The organism is Shewanella metallivivens (assembly GCF_028750675.1).
GTDB classification, from domain to species: Bacteria; Pseudomonadota; Gammaproteobacteria; order Enterobacterales; family Shewanellaceae; genus Shewanella; species Shewanella metallivivens.
This window is the reverse complement of record NZ_JAQQPZ010000002.1, coordinates 381,769-401,143: the sequence shown is the minus strand read 5'-3', so window position 1 is coordinate 401,143 and position 19,375 is coordinate 381,769. Positions and strand designations below refer to the sequence as shown.

Below are 19,375 nucleotides of genomic sequence, written 5' to 3'. Positions count from 1 at the left end.
TGATACAAGGTTTATCGTGCTTGCTATGTTTATGGTGCAAGCACGAAAGCATTCGTTGCACCAAAGCATCAGTTATTGGTGATTGGCGGCGCAATATCACTGCCGCCAAGGGCTTGATACAAGGTCGCTTGGGCGCTAAACAAATTATAGCGGTTGGCTAACAGCAAGACTTCGGCGCTTCGCTGGGTTTCTTGTGCATCTAACCAGTCTTGAATACTCACTGCGCCATTGCGGTATTGGCTAGCATAAATCTGCTCTGCTTGTGTCGCGGCGTCATATTGTTCACGTAACTTTTGTGCTTGATACTGATAATGCTGCCGTGCAGAAATGGCGTTATCCACTTCTTTAAAAGCGTTATATAAGGTTTGTCTGTATGTTACAACGGCAGACTCAACCTCAACGGTAGCCAGCGCTTTATACAATTGCATCTCGTTCCATTGCACAAAGGGCAAGAGTAAATTGGCTCCCAGCGTACCAATGGGATTTTGTAATAACTCTTTGAGCTCAGTTGATGATGTCCCCAACGACCCCGACAGCGACAACGTGGGTAAATACCCCGCAAAGGTGGCATCTTTTGCTGAATAAGCCGATTTAAGTTGATAAAGTGCCGATTTCACATCGGGCCTGCGAATTAACACATCTGCTGGGATCCCTTCTGCAATGCTAGGCAATTCACTGTCTGGCAACTGCTTAATGTGAATGCCCATTTGAGTTGGCGGCTGATTAAACAAAATGGCTAAGGCATTTTGCGCTTCAACCAGTTGTTGCTCAAGTTCGCTATGGCTTGCCTGTTGCCCTGCTAGGCTGCGTTTTGCTTCAAATACATTGAGCTGCGAAACGGCACCTGAACGATATTGACGCTGTGCAAGATCATAGGTTTGTTGTGCATAATCAATACTCTTTTGGCTTAGGGTAAGGCTGTGTTTAAGGTAGCCAATTTGCCAATACAATATTGCCGTTGTAGACACTAAACTTTGGGCGGTGCTTTCTCTGTCTTGCTCGCTGGCTAAACTGGCCCATTTAGCCGCGTCCATGTCGGCAGAAACTCGGCCCCATAAATCCACTTCGTAACTCAGTGATACGTTAGTGCCATAGTCACTTACGCTTGCCCCGCCATCAAGACTTTTGGTTTTGTCGCCATTCACGCTGGCATTAATTTGTGGGTAGCGCTGTGTGTCGGTTAACCCCGCTTGTAGCCTTGCACTGCGTAAGGTTAACGTGGCAAGCGCTAAATCGTTATTGGTTAATAACACTTGCTCGATAAGCTGGTTAAGCTCTGGGTTATTAAAACGTTGCCACCAGGGATCAAGTTTAACGTGCTGATTGACGCTAACACTTTGCCAGCTATCAGGTATCGTCACCTCAGGTGGGGTAAATTCTGTGTGAGTAAAACTGCTACAGGCGCTCACAAGCACTAGGCATAGGGCTATACTAGACAGTTTGAATGTATCTCTTGGCGTTATCATTATTATTCTCTCGCTAATGCATCAACGGGATCGAGCTGTGCAGCATTACGGGCCGGTAAAAAGCCAAACAAAATACCAATTAATGTTGAACAGGCAAATGCGGCAACAATCGAAGTTGTAGAGTAAATCATTTGAAAACTCCCGCCGCTAAAGGCAAATATTTGGCCAATTAAGTACGCAAGGCCAATGCCAATGGCGCCGCCGCACAAACACACCAACACCGCCTCAATAAGAAACTGGCGTAATATATCCCCTTGCCTTGCCCCTACCGCCATACGCACTCCGATTTCTCGGGTACGCTCGGTAACAGACACCAACATAATGTTCATCACCCCAATGCCACCCACAATGAGCGAAATAATGGCAATGGCTGAGATCAATAGTGTCATGGTTTGGGTGGTTTTTTCGATGCTTTGACGAATGGTGTCAGTGTTAATGGTAAAAAAGTCTTCCGTACCGTGGCGCATTTTTAGTAGTGCAATAATGCCTTGCTCTGCTGCGCTGCTTGAAACCGATTGATCAATTCTCACCGTAATACTGTCGAGGTAGCGCTGACCGACCATACGGGCAGACACTGTGGTGTAAGGCACCCACACATTCAGTGAATCACTGTTACCAAACGCGCTTTCTTTGGCTTGGGTTACGCCAATAATTCGCACGGGTAAATCGTCTAGAAAAATCACTTCGCCGACCGCTGTGCGCTCAGGAAACAATGATTTGCGGGTGTTGTCGTCAATCACCGCTTGTTGTGCCATGTCTGTCTCACTGGCGTCGTCCCAATATTGGCCATCTGCTAATGTGTAGCCTCGTACCCTAAAGTAATCGATGCCAACACCACTGAAACTGGCTGATACCGCCTGGTTACCATAGCGAATGGTGCCAGCGCTACTAATAGAAGGTGTCACACTGTCGACATAGGGCAACACTTTGAGTGATTCGCTGTCTTGCGCCGTTAAGGTGCGTATTCTAGCCGAGCGTCTGTCGCCAAAGCCTGTGCCAGATCGCACATCAATGGTGTTGGTTCCCATGGAGCTGATGTTTTCTAGCACAGATTGCTGCGAGCCTTCACCAAGCGCTACCACTGACACCACAGAGGCAATACCAATAATGATGCCGAGCATGGTTAAAAAGGTGCGTAACCGATGCGATAACATGGCAAGCAAGGCCATTTTAAATGCTTCGATATAACGGTCCCAGTTTAACCATGAGGTACTGGCCGTACTCACCTGTGGCAATGTTTGTTGTGCTGTTGGCTGTGCGTTAATGACATCACGTATGATGACACCGTCTTTAAGCTCAATAATGCGATCGGCAAAGTGGGCAACATCCATGTCATGGGTGACTAAAATAATGGTGTGACCATCTTGATGCAGCTCTTGCAGTAAGCTCATCATCTCTTTACCGCTGTGGCTATCAAGGGCGCCGGTTGGCTCGTCGGCTAAAATCACATCGCCGCCATTCATCAGTGCGCGCGCCACACTCACACGCTGTTGTTGTCCGCCGCTGAGTTGGCTGGGTTTATGGTCAAGCCGATCGGCAAGACCTAAACGAGACAATAAACGTTGGGCGCGTTCGGTGCGCTGTTTTTTATCTTTTCCGGCATAAATGGCTGGCATTTCAACGTTACCCACGGCATCAAGATCGCCCAACAAATGATAACGTTGAAAAATAAAACCAAAATGTTCACGGCGTAACTGCGCAAGTTGGTCAGCGTCCATGGTGGAGGTGTCTTGACCATTAATGAAATATTGACCTGTAGAGGGTTTGTCTAGGCAGCCTAAAATGTTCATTAAGGTGGATTTGCCCGAGCCTGAAGCGCCAACAATCGCCACCATTTCGCCACGCTTAATGTTGAGGTGAATGTCTTTTAATACTGTAAGTTGCTGCTCGCCAGCACTAAAAGAGCGATAAACACCACTGATATTAAGTAAAGAAGGTTCATTCATGACTTAAAATCCCATCGGTGGGCGGCGATTGCCTCTTTTGTTACTAAAGGTATCCGATGATGGCGCGCCGAGCACGATTTGATCGCCTTCTTGCAGTCCTTCAGTAATTTCGGCATTCACTTTATTGTTAATCCCAACACTGACATTGCGATATTCAATTTTATCATTCACTAACACAGGTACGCTAAAGCTGGGCCTTGGCCCAGGATTACGTTGCAACACTTGCGATGGCACCAAGATAACGTTTTCGGCTTGATTAAGCACAATAGAGACTTGCGCGGTCATACCGATCCGCAAAATACCGTCAGGGTTTTCGACATCAAACAGGCCATTATAATAAATAGCGTCGGTATCACTTGAGGTCATGTTACTGTCGTCGCCATCCATAATGGTCGGCCCGGGTTCAATGGCGCGCAGAGTTGCATTGAATCGTTTTTGTGGCTGGCCCAAAATGGTAAAATATACCGCTTGTCCGGGTTTAACCTTAATCACATCGGCTTCTGATATTTGCGCTTTAACCGTCATTTTACTTAGGTCGGCTAACTCCACTATGGTTGGGGTGGATTGTGATGAGTTAACGGTTTGCCCCACGGTCACTGCGGTATAAACCACCATGCCGTCCATGGGTGCTTTAATTGTGGTGTAGCCAAGATTAAGTTGTGCACTTTCGACACTGAGTTTGACCTGTTCTTGCTGAGCTTTTAACTGGTCGAGTTCGGCTTGATAAACTAATAACGAGGCTTGTGCACTTTCAAAATCGGCTTTTGAGCTGGCATTGTCGGCTAGCATGACTTGTTGGCGAGCAAACTCTTGTTGAGCCTGGTTGATTTGCGCTTGTTTTGCTCGGTATTCTGCTTGGTTACTTTTGAGGGAGGCAAGCGCTTCTTTAAGCGTATTTTGCTGAGTTAAGCTGTCAATTTGAGCTATCAACTCACCTTGTTTAACCTGCTGCCCGAGTGTCACGGGTAAATTGATGATTTGCCCCGACGCCTGCGCACCCACGCTAACGAGTTTTGAGGCTTGAAGCATGCCGTTTGCCAGCACACTGTTTTCAATATTACCACGACGTACCGCCTCAGTGGCGTAACTAGGAGCTGGACTGGCGGGATTAACAACATAATAAGCACCTCCTGCGGCCATCAGCACAATCGCAATGATGACAATAATCAGCTTTTTTCTACTGGGTTTTTTCATGTTTTAGACACATCCACTGGTATAGCATGGGTTAATTACACTGAGTCATTTTGAACGTGAACACATCAAAAATACTCAAGGTTTACTCTACTAGACATTGAGCACATTATTTTAATGAGATAATTTTACATGGCGTGTTGTAAAACTATGTCTGCACAACGTAATTGAATGTAAATAGGTATGTAACAATATGTTTTGAAATATAAAAATTAATGGTTGTTTTCCAAAAAAATGCTTCAGCTTAACCCTGCCTTAACCCACTATAAGATAAAATATATTGTCAATTTAAATGGTTATCGTTTTGAATAAATTGCAATCAGTTGGAGTATAAGATTGAACGTTAAACAACCCTTGTTAGGCTCATCTGGCACATTGTTCTTTTTGGTGATTGTCAGCGCATTTCCACCGTTAACAACCGATCTGTATTTACCGGCCTTACCTACGATGGTTGAGATGCTGAATACCACGCAAACCATGGTTAACCTGACCCTCAGTGTTTACTTTGTCACGTATGCACTGGGGTTATTATTTTGGGGACCACTAAGTGAAAAATTTGGCCGTAAACCCATTATGTTACTGGGTTTAGGGATTTATGTGCTGGCCAGTTTGTTGTGTGCAATGGCAAACAATATTGAGATGCTGATTGGTGCTCGGCTTATACAGGCTTTTGGTGGTAGTGCTGTCACTGTGGTGGCCACCGCCATCGTAAAAGACTTATACAATGGCCGCGAGCGCGAAAAAATTATGGCGACGATAATGTCGTTAGTGATTATTGCACCGATGATCGCCCCTGTACTGGGCGCATTTTTATTAAAAATAGGCTCGTGGCATATGATGTTTAGTGCACTGGCTATTTTTGGTGCTTTTTCGACTGTGCTTGCTTGTGGGTTTAGTGAAACCATACCGAAACGTTATACAGGTTCGATATTGCGTTCATGGGGCCGATTAGCAGTGGTGTCAAATAACCCTCGATTTATTTCGCTGCTGTTGATTTTTACTCTGCCACCAATGACCTTAATGTCATTTTTAGCGGCCGGTTCATACATTTATATCGACGGTTTTGGTTTGTCTGAACAAACCTTCAGTTATGCGTTCGCCTTTAATGCCTTTTTTGCCTCATTTGGCCCAACCATTTATATCAAATTATCTAACCGAGTTAAGGTCAGTAACATTATTAGTGTGTGTTATTTGATTTTAATGTTGATTGGCATACTCACTTACAACCTAGGTCACTTATCGCCCTGGCTGTTTGCTTGCCTAGCCGCGCCGGCAACATTAATGGTCATTGTCACCCGTGTACCGGGTATTAACTTAATGCTAGAGCAGCATACTAGTGACACTGGTTCTGCGGTAGCGGTGATCCAGTTTTGTTCTATGATGGCCGGTGCGATTGGGATGACATTGGTGACATTACACCCAGATAATTTAATCCACAGTTTAGGAATTATTCAATTTAGCATTGGCGCGTTAGCCAGCATCATGTGGTTTATGGCCAAAAACAGGGCTTTTGTTGTTGATCATCTTACAACATCATAAACAAGAATAAGACGAGCAGTTGATGTACAACTAACCTATGCCACATTCTGCTAGAATGTGGCTAAATTCACTATCAATCGACAAACGATTATGCAGCGCCCCCCACTTCGACAAGCCAAAACCATTGATAACGTGTTTAACAGTGCGTATTGGCATTTAAGCCAGCAAGATTTCACCATCGATGAAATCCGCAGTAAGCTTGAACGCAAAACCGATAACCAACAATGGATTGACACCGTATTGGCGAGGTTAATTGAAGGCGGTTATCTCAAACAAGATGTTGATTTCGCGGTGCGCTATTGTGAACTGGCGTTTAGCAATGAGATTGGCTCGGGTGCAATAAAACGTAAATTACAACAACGCGGTATTGCGCTGGCAGACATCGAAAGCGCCATCGAGCATGTTATGCATGCACAAAATGTTGATCCGTTTGCCATGGCGAGTGCCAAATTACAAAGCAAATTTGAACACTTTGGTGCCACCAGCAAAGAAAAAGTCTATTCGCAAATGACCACTAAAGGTTTTTCGCGAGCCGAAATTGACCACGCGTTAGCTCAACATCCACAACGTGATACCTTGCGATCAAAATTGGCCATTAAAGCTGACAAAGCCGACTTAGCCCGAGAGATAATCAAGCTGTTCAATAAAGGCAAAGGTAAAACCCTCATTTTACAAGAACTCAAACAACGGCTGATCGATGTGACTGACTTTGAAGAAACGGTGTATCAACTCAGTTTGTCTGATGACGTCGATTTTTATCAAAGCTGCAAAAATGAGCTGGCCAAAAAGCGTTATAACTTAGCTGATTATAAAGAAAAATCGAAAGCTTATGCTTATTTGTCACGCAAGGGATTCAGTAGTGATGAAATTAAAGAAGCGATGGTGATTGATGATGAATAGCGATTATCAATATCTAAGCCTGACCTCCCACTTACGTTAATTGATTGAGAGTGATAACAAAAAATTATTAAATTGATAATTTATCATAATTTAAATCTTTCATTCAGTGGGTGTAACATATCACTATTGTGATTCATCTTTCATCAGTCAGGCTCGTTTGTATTTTGCTGATGCGCTGAAAAAATACATTTAGCCTTATTCCCTTTTTATGTCATTTCAGATATTGACCCAATCTAACTAATTCAAGTTCAATCTACTACTTTGCAAGGAATACCCAATGTCAGATGCATTATTTCAACCCATTGAACTGGGTCATTTAAGCTTGAAAAACCGTATTGTGATGCCGCCAATGACCCGTTCGCGTGCCACACAACCGGGCAACGAAGCCAACGACATAATGGCCACATATTATGCCCAACGAGCTTCTGCAGGCCTTATTGTTGCAGAAGGTACACAAATTTCAGCCATGGGCCAAGGTTATGCCTGGACACCAGGTATTTACAGTGCGGCGCAAATTGCTGGCTGGAAAAAAGTCACTGATGCTGTGCATGCTAACAACGGCACCATTTTTGCCCAGCTTTGGCATGTTGGCCGTGTGACTCACCCCGATAACATTAATGGCGAACAGCCCATTTCATCCTCTGCCCTTAAAGCTGAAAATGTAAAAGTATTTGTGGATGATGGCTCAAATGCACCCGGTTTTGTTGATGTAGTGATGCCTCGCGCAATGACAAAAACTGATATTGACCATGTAGTCGATCAATACCGCCAAGCTGCGTTGAATGCCATAGAAGCAGGTTTTGATGGCATTGAATTACATGCTGCAAACGGCTATTTAATTAATCAGTTTATTGACTCAAATGCCAATAACCGTACTGATGAATATGGCGGCAATATTGAAAATCGCCTGCGTTTTCTTGCTGAGGTGGTGGCGGCGGTATCTGAAGCCATTGGCGCTGAACGAGTTGGCGTGCGCCTAGCCCCGTTTACCTCACTCAATGGTACTGTTGATGCCACCCCTGTTGAAACCTATGTCGCGGCGGCTAAATTATTGAATAAACTCAATGTGGTTTATATTCATTTTGCTGAAGTCGATTGGGATGATGCGCCAGAAACCCCAAAAGGCTTTAAAGAATCTGTGAGAGCGGCATATAAAGGCATATTAATTTATGCGGGTCGATATAACGCACAAACGGCTGCGCAAACCATTGAAGCGGGACTCGCTGATATGATTGGTTTTGGTCGCCCGTTTATATCAAACCCAGATTTACCTAATCGCATTAAACACGGTTACCCTTTAACGTCGCATACACCTGAGACATTATTTGGCGGCGCAGAAAAAGGCCTAACTGATTACCCAGAATACAGTGCAAGCTAGTTAAGCATGTTCAATTGATTGCTTGAATCAATTGCTTTAAAAATCAATATCGTTAATCACTTATTAACATTGTAAATTAAGTCAAGAAGCGGCTCTGATGAGTCGCTTTTTTATTTTAGCGACCTCTTATTTTTGTTAGTATTTGACACTCCTCATCACCCTGTCATCAATTTGGAAGTCCTACTTTGATTAACACACAATCATACCGTGGTGAATTATTGATTTTACTGTCCACTATTTTGGCCGGTATAGGCTGGATAGCCTCAAAGTTAGTGATTTTAGAAGTACCTGGCGAAACCTTTGTTACCGCCCGATTTTTACTGGCCAGCATTATTTTATTACCGTTTTGTTTTAAGCAAGTTTTTGCCTTAAGGTTTAAACAGGTTTTGTCGCTTTGTACTGTGGGTTTAGTATTGGCAGCCTCTATTGAGGTGTGGGTTTATGCGATTTCTATCTCTAATACCTTGTCAGTAGGTGCATTTATTATGAGCCTAGCGATGATCATTGCGCCGTTTATTTCATGGCTGCTGTATAAAATCAGTCCACCACGTATTTTTTGGCTTACGCTACCGGTCACATGTATTGGGATTATGTTGCTGACCTTAACCGATGGTTGGATTATTGAAACAAGCCAATGGTTTTTCTTATTGTCGTCGGTGCTGTTATCGCTGCATTTTGTGCTCAACAAACAGGTGTTAAACAGCGTTAAGCCACTAACCTCCATTTGTGTGCAATTGTTTATGATAGGCAGTGTCGGTCTTATTGTTATGCTGATTATGAGCCCTGAAAGTGTGCATTTAAATAGCCACATTTTGTTTTGGTTTGCGGTATCGACATTTGTTGCGACGTGTATTCGCTACTTATCTCAAACCCTAGGACAGTTCAGCGTTAAGATTGAAAAAGCTTCATTAATCATGCTTCTTGAACCTATTTGGACCTTGATCTTATCTGTTAGTTTTCTAGGGGAAGTGGTTGAAACTCAAAAGCTAATTGGAGGCGGGATAGTCATTTTTTCATTGTTTATCTATATCAAATTTCAGCATAAGTCCCCCTTAACACAACCTGTTGTGGCCACTCAAAAACCTTAGAGATAAAAATATCGGCGAAGTGTCACTCTTCGCCGATGCACGTAAAGCCACTTATTACCTTACTGTTGGGTTTGTTGCCCAAAGCGCTGTTGGTAGGCTTGCATAAAATCTTGGCGGATTAAGTTATCTAATTCGATCGCCCGCTCGGTTGGACAAAATATCATAATATGTACATTTTGCTCACCAGTGGCACCACTGGTCACGTGGATATGCGGTTCACTTCCTGGTAAATCGACGCCAGCATGCTTTTCAATCACGCCGTTATAGCGTTTAGCAACTTCAATAAAGTCTTCACAATAGTGTTCAATTTGTTTGGTTAACGCCGGAAATAACGGGTACAAGTTGTCAAATTTGGCTACGGTGATCGTAATATGGTGATAAACGTAACGCTTCAAAAAGTTATGGTTTTTAACAGCATAGGTAAAAAACATGCTGTTAGGTAATGTCGCGGTTTTACCCGTGAAATGATATTGGCCATTTTGTAGATCAATTTCTTGAATGACAGTCGCCATTAGGTTGTGCTCAATCACCTGACCATAAATATTGCCCACCTCAATCCAATCACCAATGACAAACGAACGTGAACTGGCGCGCTGAATCGAACCAGTAAAACACAGAATGATTTCTTTAGAAGCAATCACAAAGGCAATGGCAATGGCTGTAACTGATAATGCAAATTTGCTTACCTCGGTTTGCCACAATAAAAACAATATCAAAATGGTGAGTACAAAAACGCCATTTTTAGTCCGAGACATCCATTTACGCTGCACATCAGACAAAAATGCAACATCACCCCGGATTGCCGTAATAATGACGTGTTTAATCAATGAAATAATGACGATGATTAGCGCCGTGAAAAACAATTTATGCTCAAAAAGAAAATCGATGACTAATGCTATGTTATCTGCCAAACCCACGCCCTATTTGTTAAAGATTTATTAAAAAATGCTATGCCTTTATAGCCGACACTTTATTGTCTATACCGTGAGAAAACAAGGAATGACCCTGCAAATATTGAATAGAGAGTGACTATAGATTTAATAATAGACAGATAACACCTTATCGAGATCACATTATGGGAGCATTATGCGATTGCGACAATTTGTCCACGTGCAATTTCGTTAACTTGATCATCATCATAAATTAGACACAAATATAAAGGATATGTTAAGAGAGTTTTAAACAAGTTGATTTACATCAATGATGATTTTTTGCTGAGTTTTAATATTGATACTGATGGAAAGCAATTATTTATTAGCCCCGCGCTACATTAAGTAGAAGGTATCAACATGGACACACATGCAGCCCTTTATAAGCAAGGCCAAGAGCGGATTGATTATTTACGTCAATTTGCTCAACGTCAGCCTTTAACATTACAACAAAAAATGGCCGACCTAGGCATCTCTCGCCGAGACTTCATTAAATGGACCGCTTCGGTCACCGCAATGTTAGCTCTCCCTTTACCCTTTAGTAATCTGGTGGCCCAAGCTGCTGAATTAGCCGATCGTGTACCGTTAATTTGGTTACATATGGCTGAGTGTACTGGATGCTCTGAGTCATTGATCCGAACCGACTCACCCAATCTAGACACTTTAATCTTTGATCATATCTCGCTTGAGTATCACGAAACCTTAATGGCCGCGGCCGGTTGGCAAGCAGAAGAAAATCTAGAGCATGCATTAGAAACCTACAAGGGCCGTTATTTGCTCGCAGTTGAAGGCGCTGTGCCCACAGCCAACAACGGTGCATTTTTAACCGTGGGGTGTAAGGGGCATACTGGGCTGCACATTGTCAAAGAAGCCGCTAAAAATGCCGCAGCAATTGTGTCAGTAGGTACCTGTGCTGCCTTTGGTGGGGTTCAAGCTGCAGCGCCAAACCCAACGGGCGCGAAAGGCATACATGAAGTGGTAGATAAAACCGTGATTAACCTAGGCGGTTGCCCACCGAGTGAAAAGAACATTGTGGGCACGCTCATGTACTTCATTATGTTTGGCAAGTTGCCCGCGCTTGACATGTTTAACCGTCCTAAATGGGCTTATGGGGCACGGGTTCATGATAACTGTGAGCGTCGGGGCCGTTTTGATGCCGGTGAGTTTGTTGAAGAATTTGGCGATGAAGGTGCCAAAGAAGGCTATTGCTTATATAAAGTGGGTTGTAAAGGACCTTATACCTATAACAATTGTCCTACCGAGCGTTTTAATCACCATACCAGTTGGCCTGTGTTAGCCGGTCACGGCTGTATGGGCTGTTCTGAACCGAATTTCTGGGATGACATGGCGGATTTTGAGAAACCGCTTGGACGTCAACTTTTACATGGCATTGATGCCACCGCTGACACTATTGGAGCGGTTATTTTAGGTGCGACCGTTGTTGGTATTGGCGCCCATGCAGTTGCTAGCGTATTTGCTAAGCCTTTGGAGGAATAATCATGAGTAAACGTGTCGTAATCGACCCAATCACCCGTATCGAAGGCCATTTACGCGTAGAAGTTGAAGTGGATGACAACAATGTCATCACTAAAGCCTGGTCATCATCGACCTTGTGGCGCGGTATTGAAGTGATATTAAAAGGTCGCACACCTATGGATGTGGGCTTAATTGTGCAGCGTATTTGTGGCGTGTGTACCTATTCGCATTATCGCTGTGGTACTGAAGCGGTTGAAAATGCATTAGGGGTAAAAATTCCACTCAATGCGAAGTACTTACGTAGCTTAATGCAGTCGTCGTTGTATATGCATGATCATATCGTGCATTTTTACCATTTACATGGCCTAGATTGGGTGGATGTGGTGTCGGCATTAAGCGCCGACCCTGCCTTAGCCGCCAAAGTGGCAATGCAATACTCTGATGCGCCGATTGCGGCGGGTGAAGGCGAATTAAAAGCAGTACAAGCTAGAGTGAAAGGTTTGGTAGAAACCGGCAAGCTCGGCCCATTTGCCAATGCCTATTGGGGTAATGGTACTTATCGCTTTAGCCCTGAACAAAACCTGATTGCGTTATCACATTACTTAAAAGCATTAGAAGTTCAGCGTGTTGCTGCCGAAATGCTCGCCATCTTTGGCGGTAAATCCCCTCACCCACAATCGATTGTGGTGGGTGGTGTTACCTCTGTACGCGACATGCTAAGCCCAGCTCGTTTACAAGAATGGAAACAAAAACATGCCATCGTTCAAGATTTTATTGAACGTGCTTATCAAGCTGACATTGTCATGGCAGCAGAGGCTTTTGGCACAGAAGCCAGTGTGCTTGGCGGCGTGAATGTGAACAGCTTCTTGTGTGGCGATGATTTTATCATGGCCGACGGAGAATACTTGTTTAATCAAGGGGTGATCATTAAAGGTGATTTAGCCAATGTCATGGACATCAATCCAGACCTTATCCGCGAGGATGTGACCCACGCTTGGTACAAAGCCGATGGCCCTCAGCATCCGTACGAAGGCACTACCATTCCTGATTACACTGGGTTTGTGGAACGCGATACTGTGTATGGCAAATTACCGACCTTAGACGGTGACGGTAAATACTCGTGGGTTAAGTCGCCACGCTATCAAGACGAGCCAGTTGAAGTGGGTCCTCTTGCGTGCTTGTTAGTGAACTACGCCCGTGGCAATCAAACGGTTGTAAATGCTGTTGATGGCTTACTTGCTCGCACAGGGTTGCCATTAGACGCGCTGTTTACCACTCTTGGTCGTACTGCCGCTCGTATGCTGCAAACGGTGCTTGTTGGTCAAGCCAGTTTAGCCACATTTGATGCGTTACTGACCAATATACAATCGGATGAGTCAACTTACGTTAAACCCGACATTGACCCTAATCAGGTTTACGAAGGGTACGCCATGATTGAGGCGCCCCGCGGTATGCTTAGCCATTGGATACGAATTAAAGACGGTAAAGTTGAAAACTATCAAGCTGTGGTGCCCACAACGTGGAATGCTGGCCCCGTTGATGCACGTGGAAAAATGGGCCCTTATGAAGCATCGCTCATTGGCTTACAACTTGAAGATCCTACTAAGCCACTGGAGGTGATTCGTATTATCCATTCGTTCGATCCTTGTATGGCGTGTTCTGTCCATGTGATGGATTACAACAAACAAACGCTTGGCCAATTCAAAATTGATCCTAACGGATTTTAATTAGGCCAATGGATTAGGAGGGATAAAGTATGGAACATATCGCAACCCACAATAGGAAGCTGATATTTACTCCGGCCATTCGCATATTTCATTGGCTACGTGCCTTGGCCATTTTGGTATTAGTGATCACGGGGTTTTATATCTCGTGGCCATTTTTGGTGGCACCTGAAAGTACAGATGTGTTGGTACAAGGTTGGATCCGATTTGCGCATATTGTGTTTGGCTTTTTACTCACCAGTATCACTTTCGTGCGGTTTTATTTGTTTTTCTTCAGTCGTAATGACATAGAAAGAAAATCATTTAAAGATGTTATGAGTTTTAACAGTTGGATAGTGCAGCTTAAATCCTACATATGGATGGGTAATTTGCATAAAGCGGGTGTATATGGCCCATTGCAATTTATGACCTATGTGGCGATTTCATTTGTGGCACTCATCATGGTGATTACTGGTTTGGCACTTTATGCCAACGTATACCATTTAGGTGTAGGTGGCTTATTAGTAGACATGGCGGCCTGGTTTACGGCTCTTTGTGGCGGCTTAGCGAACCTTCGCATTTATCATCACTATTTAACCTGGGCATTTATCATCTTTGTGGTTATCCATGTGTATATGGCGGTGTGGTCTGGTATTCGCTTCAAACATAACTCCGTCGACTCCATTGTTTCAGGTTACGATTATCATAAGGATCATTAATTAGCGTGAAAAAAATATTGCTGTTAGGTATAGGCAATGTATTGTACGCCGACGAAGGAGTCGGCGTACATTTTGTCAATTATATCAATGATAAATATCAATTTAACCACTCGCAATATCAACTCGATATTGTCGATGGCGGCACCTTGGCCCAAGGGCTTATCCCTATCATTTGCCAGTATGATCACTTAATCGTCGTCGACACGGTCAATAGCGTGGATGTGGGGCCGGGTGAAGTGTACTTTTTTGATTTTGACCATGCTCCTGCTGAAATTGACTGGCAAGGCAGTGCTCACGAAGTTGAAATGCTACAAACGCTAAACATGATGGACATTGTTGGCGACAGACCACACACCTTTGTTTTAGGCGTCACTCCCACGGTAATTGAACCTATGACGTTAGGCTTAACACCTCACCTGTTGCAAGCAATCCCAACAATGGAAAAAGCCCTGCTTGCTCATATGGACACCCTTGGCTTTACTTACCTATGCAAGGCCGATTTAACTATCGAGCAGGTCATCCCTGATGCCTATAAACGAGGTTGCTATGTCGACGCGTAACCATAACATTCGATTTAATTTTGTTTGCCAAAAACCTGTGCCGTTATATGCACATTTATGCAACCAATACTTACACTTAGATAAACTGAATATCAGCATAGGCCGTGAGAGCAATGTGGACACTGGTGCGGTTTGTTATTTTATAGAAGCCTGTGCTCCCCAAGCCGAACTCGAACAATTAGCTGACGATATTGCTGCAGATTTTTTACTGTCGGTGTGGTTACAACAAACCGAAATTAAGCGTATTGATACTAAGTCGGGGTCAACAAATGCTTTTAGTGTTAAACATCATAAAGGCTTACCTTTGTATTTTTGTCAGCACTGTCAACCGCAATTTGGCGATAATCAACATCCACAATTTGGCGAAATTAATTTGCCCTGTGAACATTGTAAAGGTCACTATAAACTGAGTCGTGAACTTAAATCGTTGACTCGTGCAGACATTGCCGCCATGGCAAACAGTTTGTTAACCGATAAGGTGCTTGCGTTACCCATGCTAGGGCTGCAATTAAGCATATTGAACAACAATGCAAGCTTGACTGAATACCAACAACCTAGGGTATTAATTTGTAATCCTAATTCGCTCAATAGCCAATTTTGTGTTTCTGACCCCCAAGTATTAGCACTGTCGAGCATTGAAAAACCCTTAATCCGGGTTAGACCTTGTAGCGATCATCCTAATTTACACGCCCCCTTGTACGATATTCAGTTTGCTGACAACCGCTTATTGGTGATCCTCTGTGAAATACTGCGCCAAAAAGGTATTCATTGGGTATATGTCAATCAATTAAACAAGGTCAATCCGCACATTGACCCACCATTAAGATTAGCCAGTGTTGCGCAATACTGGATACCGACAGCAGATTTACAGGCAGGAAACATGGCAATGCCAAGCAACCTGACCTGTTTGCACGATGAATTTCACTATAAAACAGAACAACATAAATTTTCAGCTAAAAGCACCAACAATCAACTGCAATGGCAAGTTGTAACGTTACAAGAACCACAAACAGAACCTGTAGAGCAAACTAGCGCCACTGACATAAAGTACAGTTTATGTGCAATGTCGGCAGGCTTGTTACGCCATCATGAGCATGAGCCACATAGCAAGCCGCTGTATGTCAAAAATGCCGCGGTGTTATATTTTGGTCAGCACCATGCCAGCCAAATTGTCACCGTTGACAGCCAAAGTGATGCAGCGTTATTTTTTCAGTTACCTACGTTACCTAACAGCGGATATGAGGTGTGCCATAGCTTGTTGGATTCGCCTCAAAAAAGCTTACTCGATAAATTTAAGCAGTTACACCCAGCGGAATATAACCAGCTACTGGATTTACATATCTCGGACAAAGACAGCGCATTAACGCAATTAATGGCTGTGGCAGCGGCGATTATTGGTGCTGGCCTAATCAATAGTCATCAGGGTAAGCCGGTCAGTGCGGCTGAACTGGCCGACCGATTTATCGCGTTAGCAATGACTTATCAAGGCAATAATGCGCCTAGAATTGATTTTCCGCTCACTAAAGGCATGGCCCACCGCAGCCTCAACTGGTGCAGAACACTAGGTTCGCTTATGAGTTTTAAACTGGCTGGCGATGCCAACTTAGCCAAGCTGGCTTTTGCGTTTCATGACTCGTTTGCCGATTATCTCAGTCATTGGATTGAGCATGTGGATCAAAATGTTGGCGTTAAACAACTGGTGGTCGCCGGCAGTGACTTTGCAAATCCGGTGCTTGCTGAACGTGTGCATTTACGTATTGGTAAAAACTACCCGTTGCAACTCAACCCATTGTTGGATCTTGATGGGGTCAATATTGCCGTAGGTGGCCTGTATCTCAAACAGCGTCGGGGGTAATGAGTGTCTCAGGCCTTAAATTTACGCAATTTAAATCGGTAACCACTCAATGCAAATGACTGTATTTGTTAAAGGCATTGTACAAGGGGTCGGCTTTCGGCCCTTTGTGTATCGACTTGCCACAGAACTTAATTTATTTGGCACAGTACTCAATAATCACTTAGGTGTGACGATTGAGTTACAGGGCCCGTCTGCTGCTATTGATTCATTTATCAATACACTGCAAAGCAGCCCGCCCCCCCTTGCCCGTATTGACTTTATTGAGCAAACAACTAGCTGCACTGATGTTAGATTTAACTCATTTAGCATTATCGATAGTCACGTTTTGCCTGGTGAACATGCCAATGTAGCAATATCGGCCGACAAAAGTGTCTGTCAGGATTGTTTAGACGAGATTAACGACCCCAATAATCGTCATTATCATTACCCATTTACCAACTGCACTAATTGTGGACCGCGCTATACCATTATCAATGCTCTGCCTTACGATCGCTGTAATACTGCTATGGCAGCTTTTAATATGTGCCCTGAGTGTGCGGTATCTTACACAGATCCGCTAAACAGGCGCTACCATGCACAGCCAGTGAGCTGTCCACAATGCGGGCCTCAATTACAATTGAGTATTTTAACGCCATCATTTAACGCTTTAGCTCAAAATGGTCAGTTAAATCAGAGTGATCTGCTAACGCAAACCGCCCAACTGATTAAGCAAGGTGCCATTGTGGCCATTAAAGGTTTAGGTGGGTTTCATTTGGTGTGTGATGCCACCAACGATGACGCCGTAGCTTTGCTACGCCAGCGTAAACAGCGCCCAGCAAAACCATTAGCCATCATGGTTAAAGACCTAAACCAAGCCAAATTGTGCGTGACTGCTGATCAAACCGAGTGGGATTTATTAAGCAGTGCTGAAAAACCCATTACGTTGTTGACCAAGTTACCTGTTAACCCATTGGGCCTGAGTGAACACTTGGCTCCAGGCATTGATAGGCTTGGGGTATTTTTACCTTATACCCCACTGCATCATTTATTGATGCAACGGGTTGGTGTTCCCATTGTGGCGACAAGTGCGAATCGAAGCGGTGAGCCAATTATTGGCGATAGCGCGGAGATTAAGCGTCACCTTGGCCATGTTGTTGATGCAATATTAAATCATAACAGAGCCATTATTAATGCCTGTGATGATAGCGTGGTACAAGTGGTCGATCATCAGCTCCAAGTGATCCGCTTAGCGCGAGGCTATGCTCCACTGACAATTAACCTTGATGCTCAACATAGCTTTGGCTCCAGCCATGTGCTGGCAGTAGGGGCTCAACAAAAAAATGCAGTCGCCTTTGGCTTTGACCAAAACATGATATTGTCGCCACACATTGGTGATTTATTCAGCCTTGAGGCTCAGCAATATTTTCACCAAAGTTTGGCTACGTTTACCCGATTATATGACTTTAACGCTAGCCATGTCGTTCATGATAATCATCCACAATATGCCCCTTCGCAATGGGCAAAGGCGTATCAGCATCAACATGCTTTACCCAGTCATCAATGTGTTGGCATTCAACATCATTACGCTCATGTATTGTCTGTAATGGCTGTGCACCAGCACACAGAACCAGTTTTTGGGGTGAGTTTTGATGGCACCGGACTTGGCGATGATGGCACGTTATGGGGCAGCGAGGTGATGCTAGCCAACATGAATGGCTTTACGACCCTCGCCCATTTTAGTGAGTTTACCTTGATTGGCGGTGAACAAGCCATTAAGCAGCCAGTTCGCATATTATTGGCACTGTTATTTGAGCATTTATCCCTCGAGCAGGTATTAAATTTACCCATTAACGCCATTCAGCATTTGGGCGCGCAAACCGTGGCGAATTTACATAGGTTATGGGTAAATAACAGTCATTGTATTAGGTGCCGCTCGGTGGGTCGCTTATTTGATGCCTTGGCTGTGGGGCTTAATTTAATTGAACATACCCAGTATGAAGGCCAAGCCGGAATGATGATTGAAACCGCAGCTAATCAATATTTACAACAAAGAACCGATCAAGGCAGCCAGCTTAATTGTGCGATCTATGAGATTAACTTATCGCAACATCCCGCCCCCAAAGCACAAGACAGTAAAGTGATTGAGTGGCATAGCAGCCAATTTATTACCCAACTTGTGTTAGCGGCGCACCAACAAGATTTTGCATTAACGACTGCACGGTTAACTCAGCAAGTTTGTTGGCAATTTATGGCTGAAATAGCTGATAAGATTGATTGTGTTGCACAAGATTACCGTAACTATCCTCAAGTGTTTTGTGGTGGGGTGTTTCAAAATAAAACGTTACTCAGTCAATGTTTAACTAAGAGTAAACTCGCCAATCATCAGGTATTAGCCAGTCAACATGTGCCTATTAATGATGGCGGTATTGCACTGGGGCAATTATGGTATGGCGCAAACTTATGGGCACAAAAAAAGCATTAAAAAAGAATACAAACTGCATGGTTTACAAGATTACTACTGTGGAGCAGATCACAAATTCATCTTGATTTTGCGCTTGTTCACTTTGTTTTTATTAAAAGCTGACTTGCATCAAAGAATCCATGTGTTAGTTATCTGACACTAGAGCTAAGCTAAATTAGATTTAC

General features: G+C 43.9%; 14 protein-coding genes. 10 read left to right on the top strand and 4 right to left on the bottom strand.

The features are described from left to right. Window positions 1-68: 68 nt before the first annotated feature. The 3 genes from PQR79_RS04640 to PQR79_RS04630 are packed head-to-tail and all read right to left on the bottom strand — an operon-like array spanning window position 69 to window position 4,606. Window positions 69-1,466 carry an efflux transporter outer membrane subunit gene (locus PQR79_RS04640; RefSeq protein ID WP_238103835.1) on the bottom strand — a complete coding sequence of 466 codons (1,398 nt, stop codon included), beginning with the start codon at window positions 1,464-1,466 and terminating at the stop codon, window positions 69-71. A gap of 2 nt (window positions 1,467-1,468) precedes the next feature. Continuing rightward, on the bottom strand, window positions 1,469-3,412 hold the full coding sequence (locus PQR79_RS04635) for a MacB family efflux pump subunit (protein ID WP_238103837.1): 1,944 nt from the start codon (window positions 3,410-3,412) through the stop codon (window positions 1,469-1,471). A gap of 3 nt (window positions 3,413-3,415) precedes the next feature. Next, window positions 3,416-4,606, bottom strand: coding sequence for an efflux RND transporter periplasmic adaptor subunit (locus PQR79_RS04630; RefSeq protein ID WP_238103839.1), 1,191 nt, complete (start codon window positions 4,604-4,606; stop codon window positions 3,416-3,418). A gap of 333 nt (window positions 4,607-4,939) precedes the next feature. Between PQR79_RS04630 and PQR79_RS04625 the strand changes: the two genes are divergently transcribed. From PQR79_RS04625 to PQR79_RS04610, 4 genes are all read left to right on the top strand, one after another. After that, entirely contained in the window at window positions 4,940-6,142 is a 1,203-nt protein-coding gene (locus tag PQR79_RS04625) for a multidrug effflux MFS transporter (RefSeq protein ID WP_238103840.1), read from the top strand. 90 nt (window positions 6,143-6,232) lie between these two features. Continuing rightward, complete coding sequence (locus PQR79_RS04620; protein ID WP_238103841.1) at window positions 6,233-7,042, top strand: RecX family transcriptional regulator; 810 nt, start codon at window positions 6,233-6,235, stop codon at window positions 7,040-7,042. 277 nt (window positions 7,043-7,319) lie between these two features. Further along, window positions 7,320-8,420 carry an alkene reductase gene (locus tag PQR79_RS04615; protein ID WP_238103842.1) on the top strand — a complete coding sequence of 367 codons (1,101 nt, stop codon included), beginning with the start codon at window positions 7,320-7,322 and terminating at the stop codon, window positions 8,418-8,420. 185 nt (window positions 8,421-8,605) lie between these two features. Further along, window positions 8,606-9,508, top strand: coding sequence for a DMT family transporter (locus tag PQR79_RS04610; RefSeq protein WP_238103843.1), 903 nt, complete (start codon window positions 8,606-8,608; stop codon window positions 9,506-9,508). A gap of 59 nt (window positions 9,509-9,567) precedes the next feature. Here the strand turns inward: PQR79_RS04610 and PQR79_RS04605 are convergent, their stop codons facing one another. Next, a complete protein-coding gene (locus tag PQR79_RS04605) occupies window positions 9,568-10,419 on the bottom strand; it encodes a mechanosensitive ion channel family protein (RefSeq protein WP_238103844.1) in 852 nt (283 codons plus the stop codon). Between the two features lie 378 nt (window positions 10,420-10,797). On the opposite strand from PQR79_RS04605, the gene hyaA reads away from it, so the two are divergent. From hyaA to hypF, 6 genes are read left to right on the top strand one after another with little or no spacing between them, the layout of a single operon-like run. After that, window positions 10,798-11,934, top strand: coding sequence for a nickel-dependent hydrogenase small subunit (gene hyaA, locus PQR79_RS04600; RefSeq protein ID WP_238103845.1), 1,137 nt, complete (start codon window positions 10,798-10,800; stop codon window positions 11,932-11,934). Between the two features lie 2 nt (window positions 11,935-11,936). After that, on the top strand, window positions 11,937-13,640 hold the full coding sequence (gene hyaB / locus PQR79_RS04595) for a nickel-dependent hydrogenase large subunit (RefSeq protein WP_238103846.1): 1,704 nt from the start codon (window positions 11,937-11,939) through the stop codon (window positions 13,638-13,640). A 29-nt stretch (window positions 13,641-13,669) separates the two neighbouring features. Then, complete coding sequence (gene cybH, locus PQR79_RS04590; protein WP_238103847.1) at window positions 13,670-14,335, top strand: Ni/Fe-hydrogenase, b-type cytochrome subunit; 666 nt, start codon at window positions 13,670-13,672, stop codon at window positions 14,333-14,335. 5 nt (window positions 14,336-14,340) lie between these two features. Further along, window positions 14,341-14,895: a HyaD/HybD family hydrogenase maturation endopeptidase gene (locus PQR79_RS04585; protein ID WP_238103849.1), complete on the top strand. Its 555-nt coding sequence runs from the start codon at window positions 14,341-14,343 to the stop codon at window positions 14,893-14,895. Continuing rightward, window positions 14,882-16,750, top strand: a complete 1,869-nt coding sequence (locus tag PQR79_RS04580; protein WP_238103851.1) for a NiFe hydrogenase — start codon at window positions 14,882-14,884, stop codon at window positions 16,748-16,750. Before PQR79_RS04585 ends, PQR79_RS04580 begins: the two co-directional genes overlap by 14 nt. A 49-nt stretch (window positions 16,751-16,799) precedes the next feature. Then, window positions 16,800-19,211, top strand: coding sequence for a carbamoyltransferase HypF (gene hypF / locus PQR79_RS04575; protein ID WP_238103852.1), 2,412 nt, complete (start codon window positions 16,800-16,802; stop codon window positions 19,209-19,211). Window positions 19,212-19,375 lie beyond the last annotated feature (164 nt).

Coding starts and splice junctions, on each gene's coding strand:
- PQR79_RS04640 (WP_238103835.1), bottom strand. CDS start 1,466: ATGATAACGCCAAGAGATACATTCAAACTGTCTAGTATAGCCCTATGC.
- PQR79_RS04635 (WP_238103837.1), bottom strand. CDS start 3,412: ATGAATGAACCTTCTTTACTTAATATCAGTGGTGTTTATCGCTCTTTT.
- PQR79_RS04630 (WP_238103839.1), bottom strand. CDS start 4,606: ATGAAAAAACCCAGTAGAAAAAAGCTGATTATTGTCATCATTGCGATT.
- PQR79_RS04620 (WP_238103841.1), top strand. CDS start 6,233: ATGCAGCGCCCCCCACTTCGACAAGCCAAAACCATTGATAACGTGTTT.
- PQR79_RS04615 (WP_238103842.1), top strand. CDS start 7,320: ATGTCAGATGCATTATTTCAACCCATTGAACTGGGTCATTTAAGCTTG.
- hyaA (WP_238103845.1), top strand. CDS start 10,798: ATGGACACACATGCAGCCCTTTATAAGCAAGGCCAAGAGCGGATTGAT.
- hyaB (WP_238103846.1), top strand. CDS start 11,937: ATGAGTAAACGTGTCGTAATCGACCCAATCACCCGTATCGAAGGCCAT.
- cybH (WP_238103847.1), top strand. CDS start 13,670: ATGGAACATATCGCAACCCACAATAGGAAGCTGATATTTACTCCGGCC.
- PQR79_RS04580 (WP_238103851.1), top strand. CDS start 14,882: ATGTCGACGCGTAACCATAACATTCGATTTAATTTTGTTTGCCAAAAA.
- hypF (WP_238103852.1), top strand. CDS start 16,800: ATGCAAATGACTGTATTTGTTAAAGGCATTGTACAAGGGGTCGGCTTT.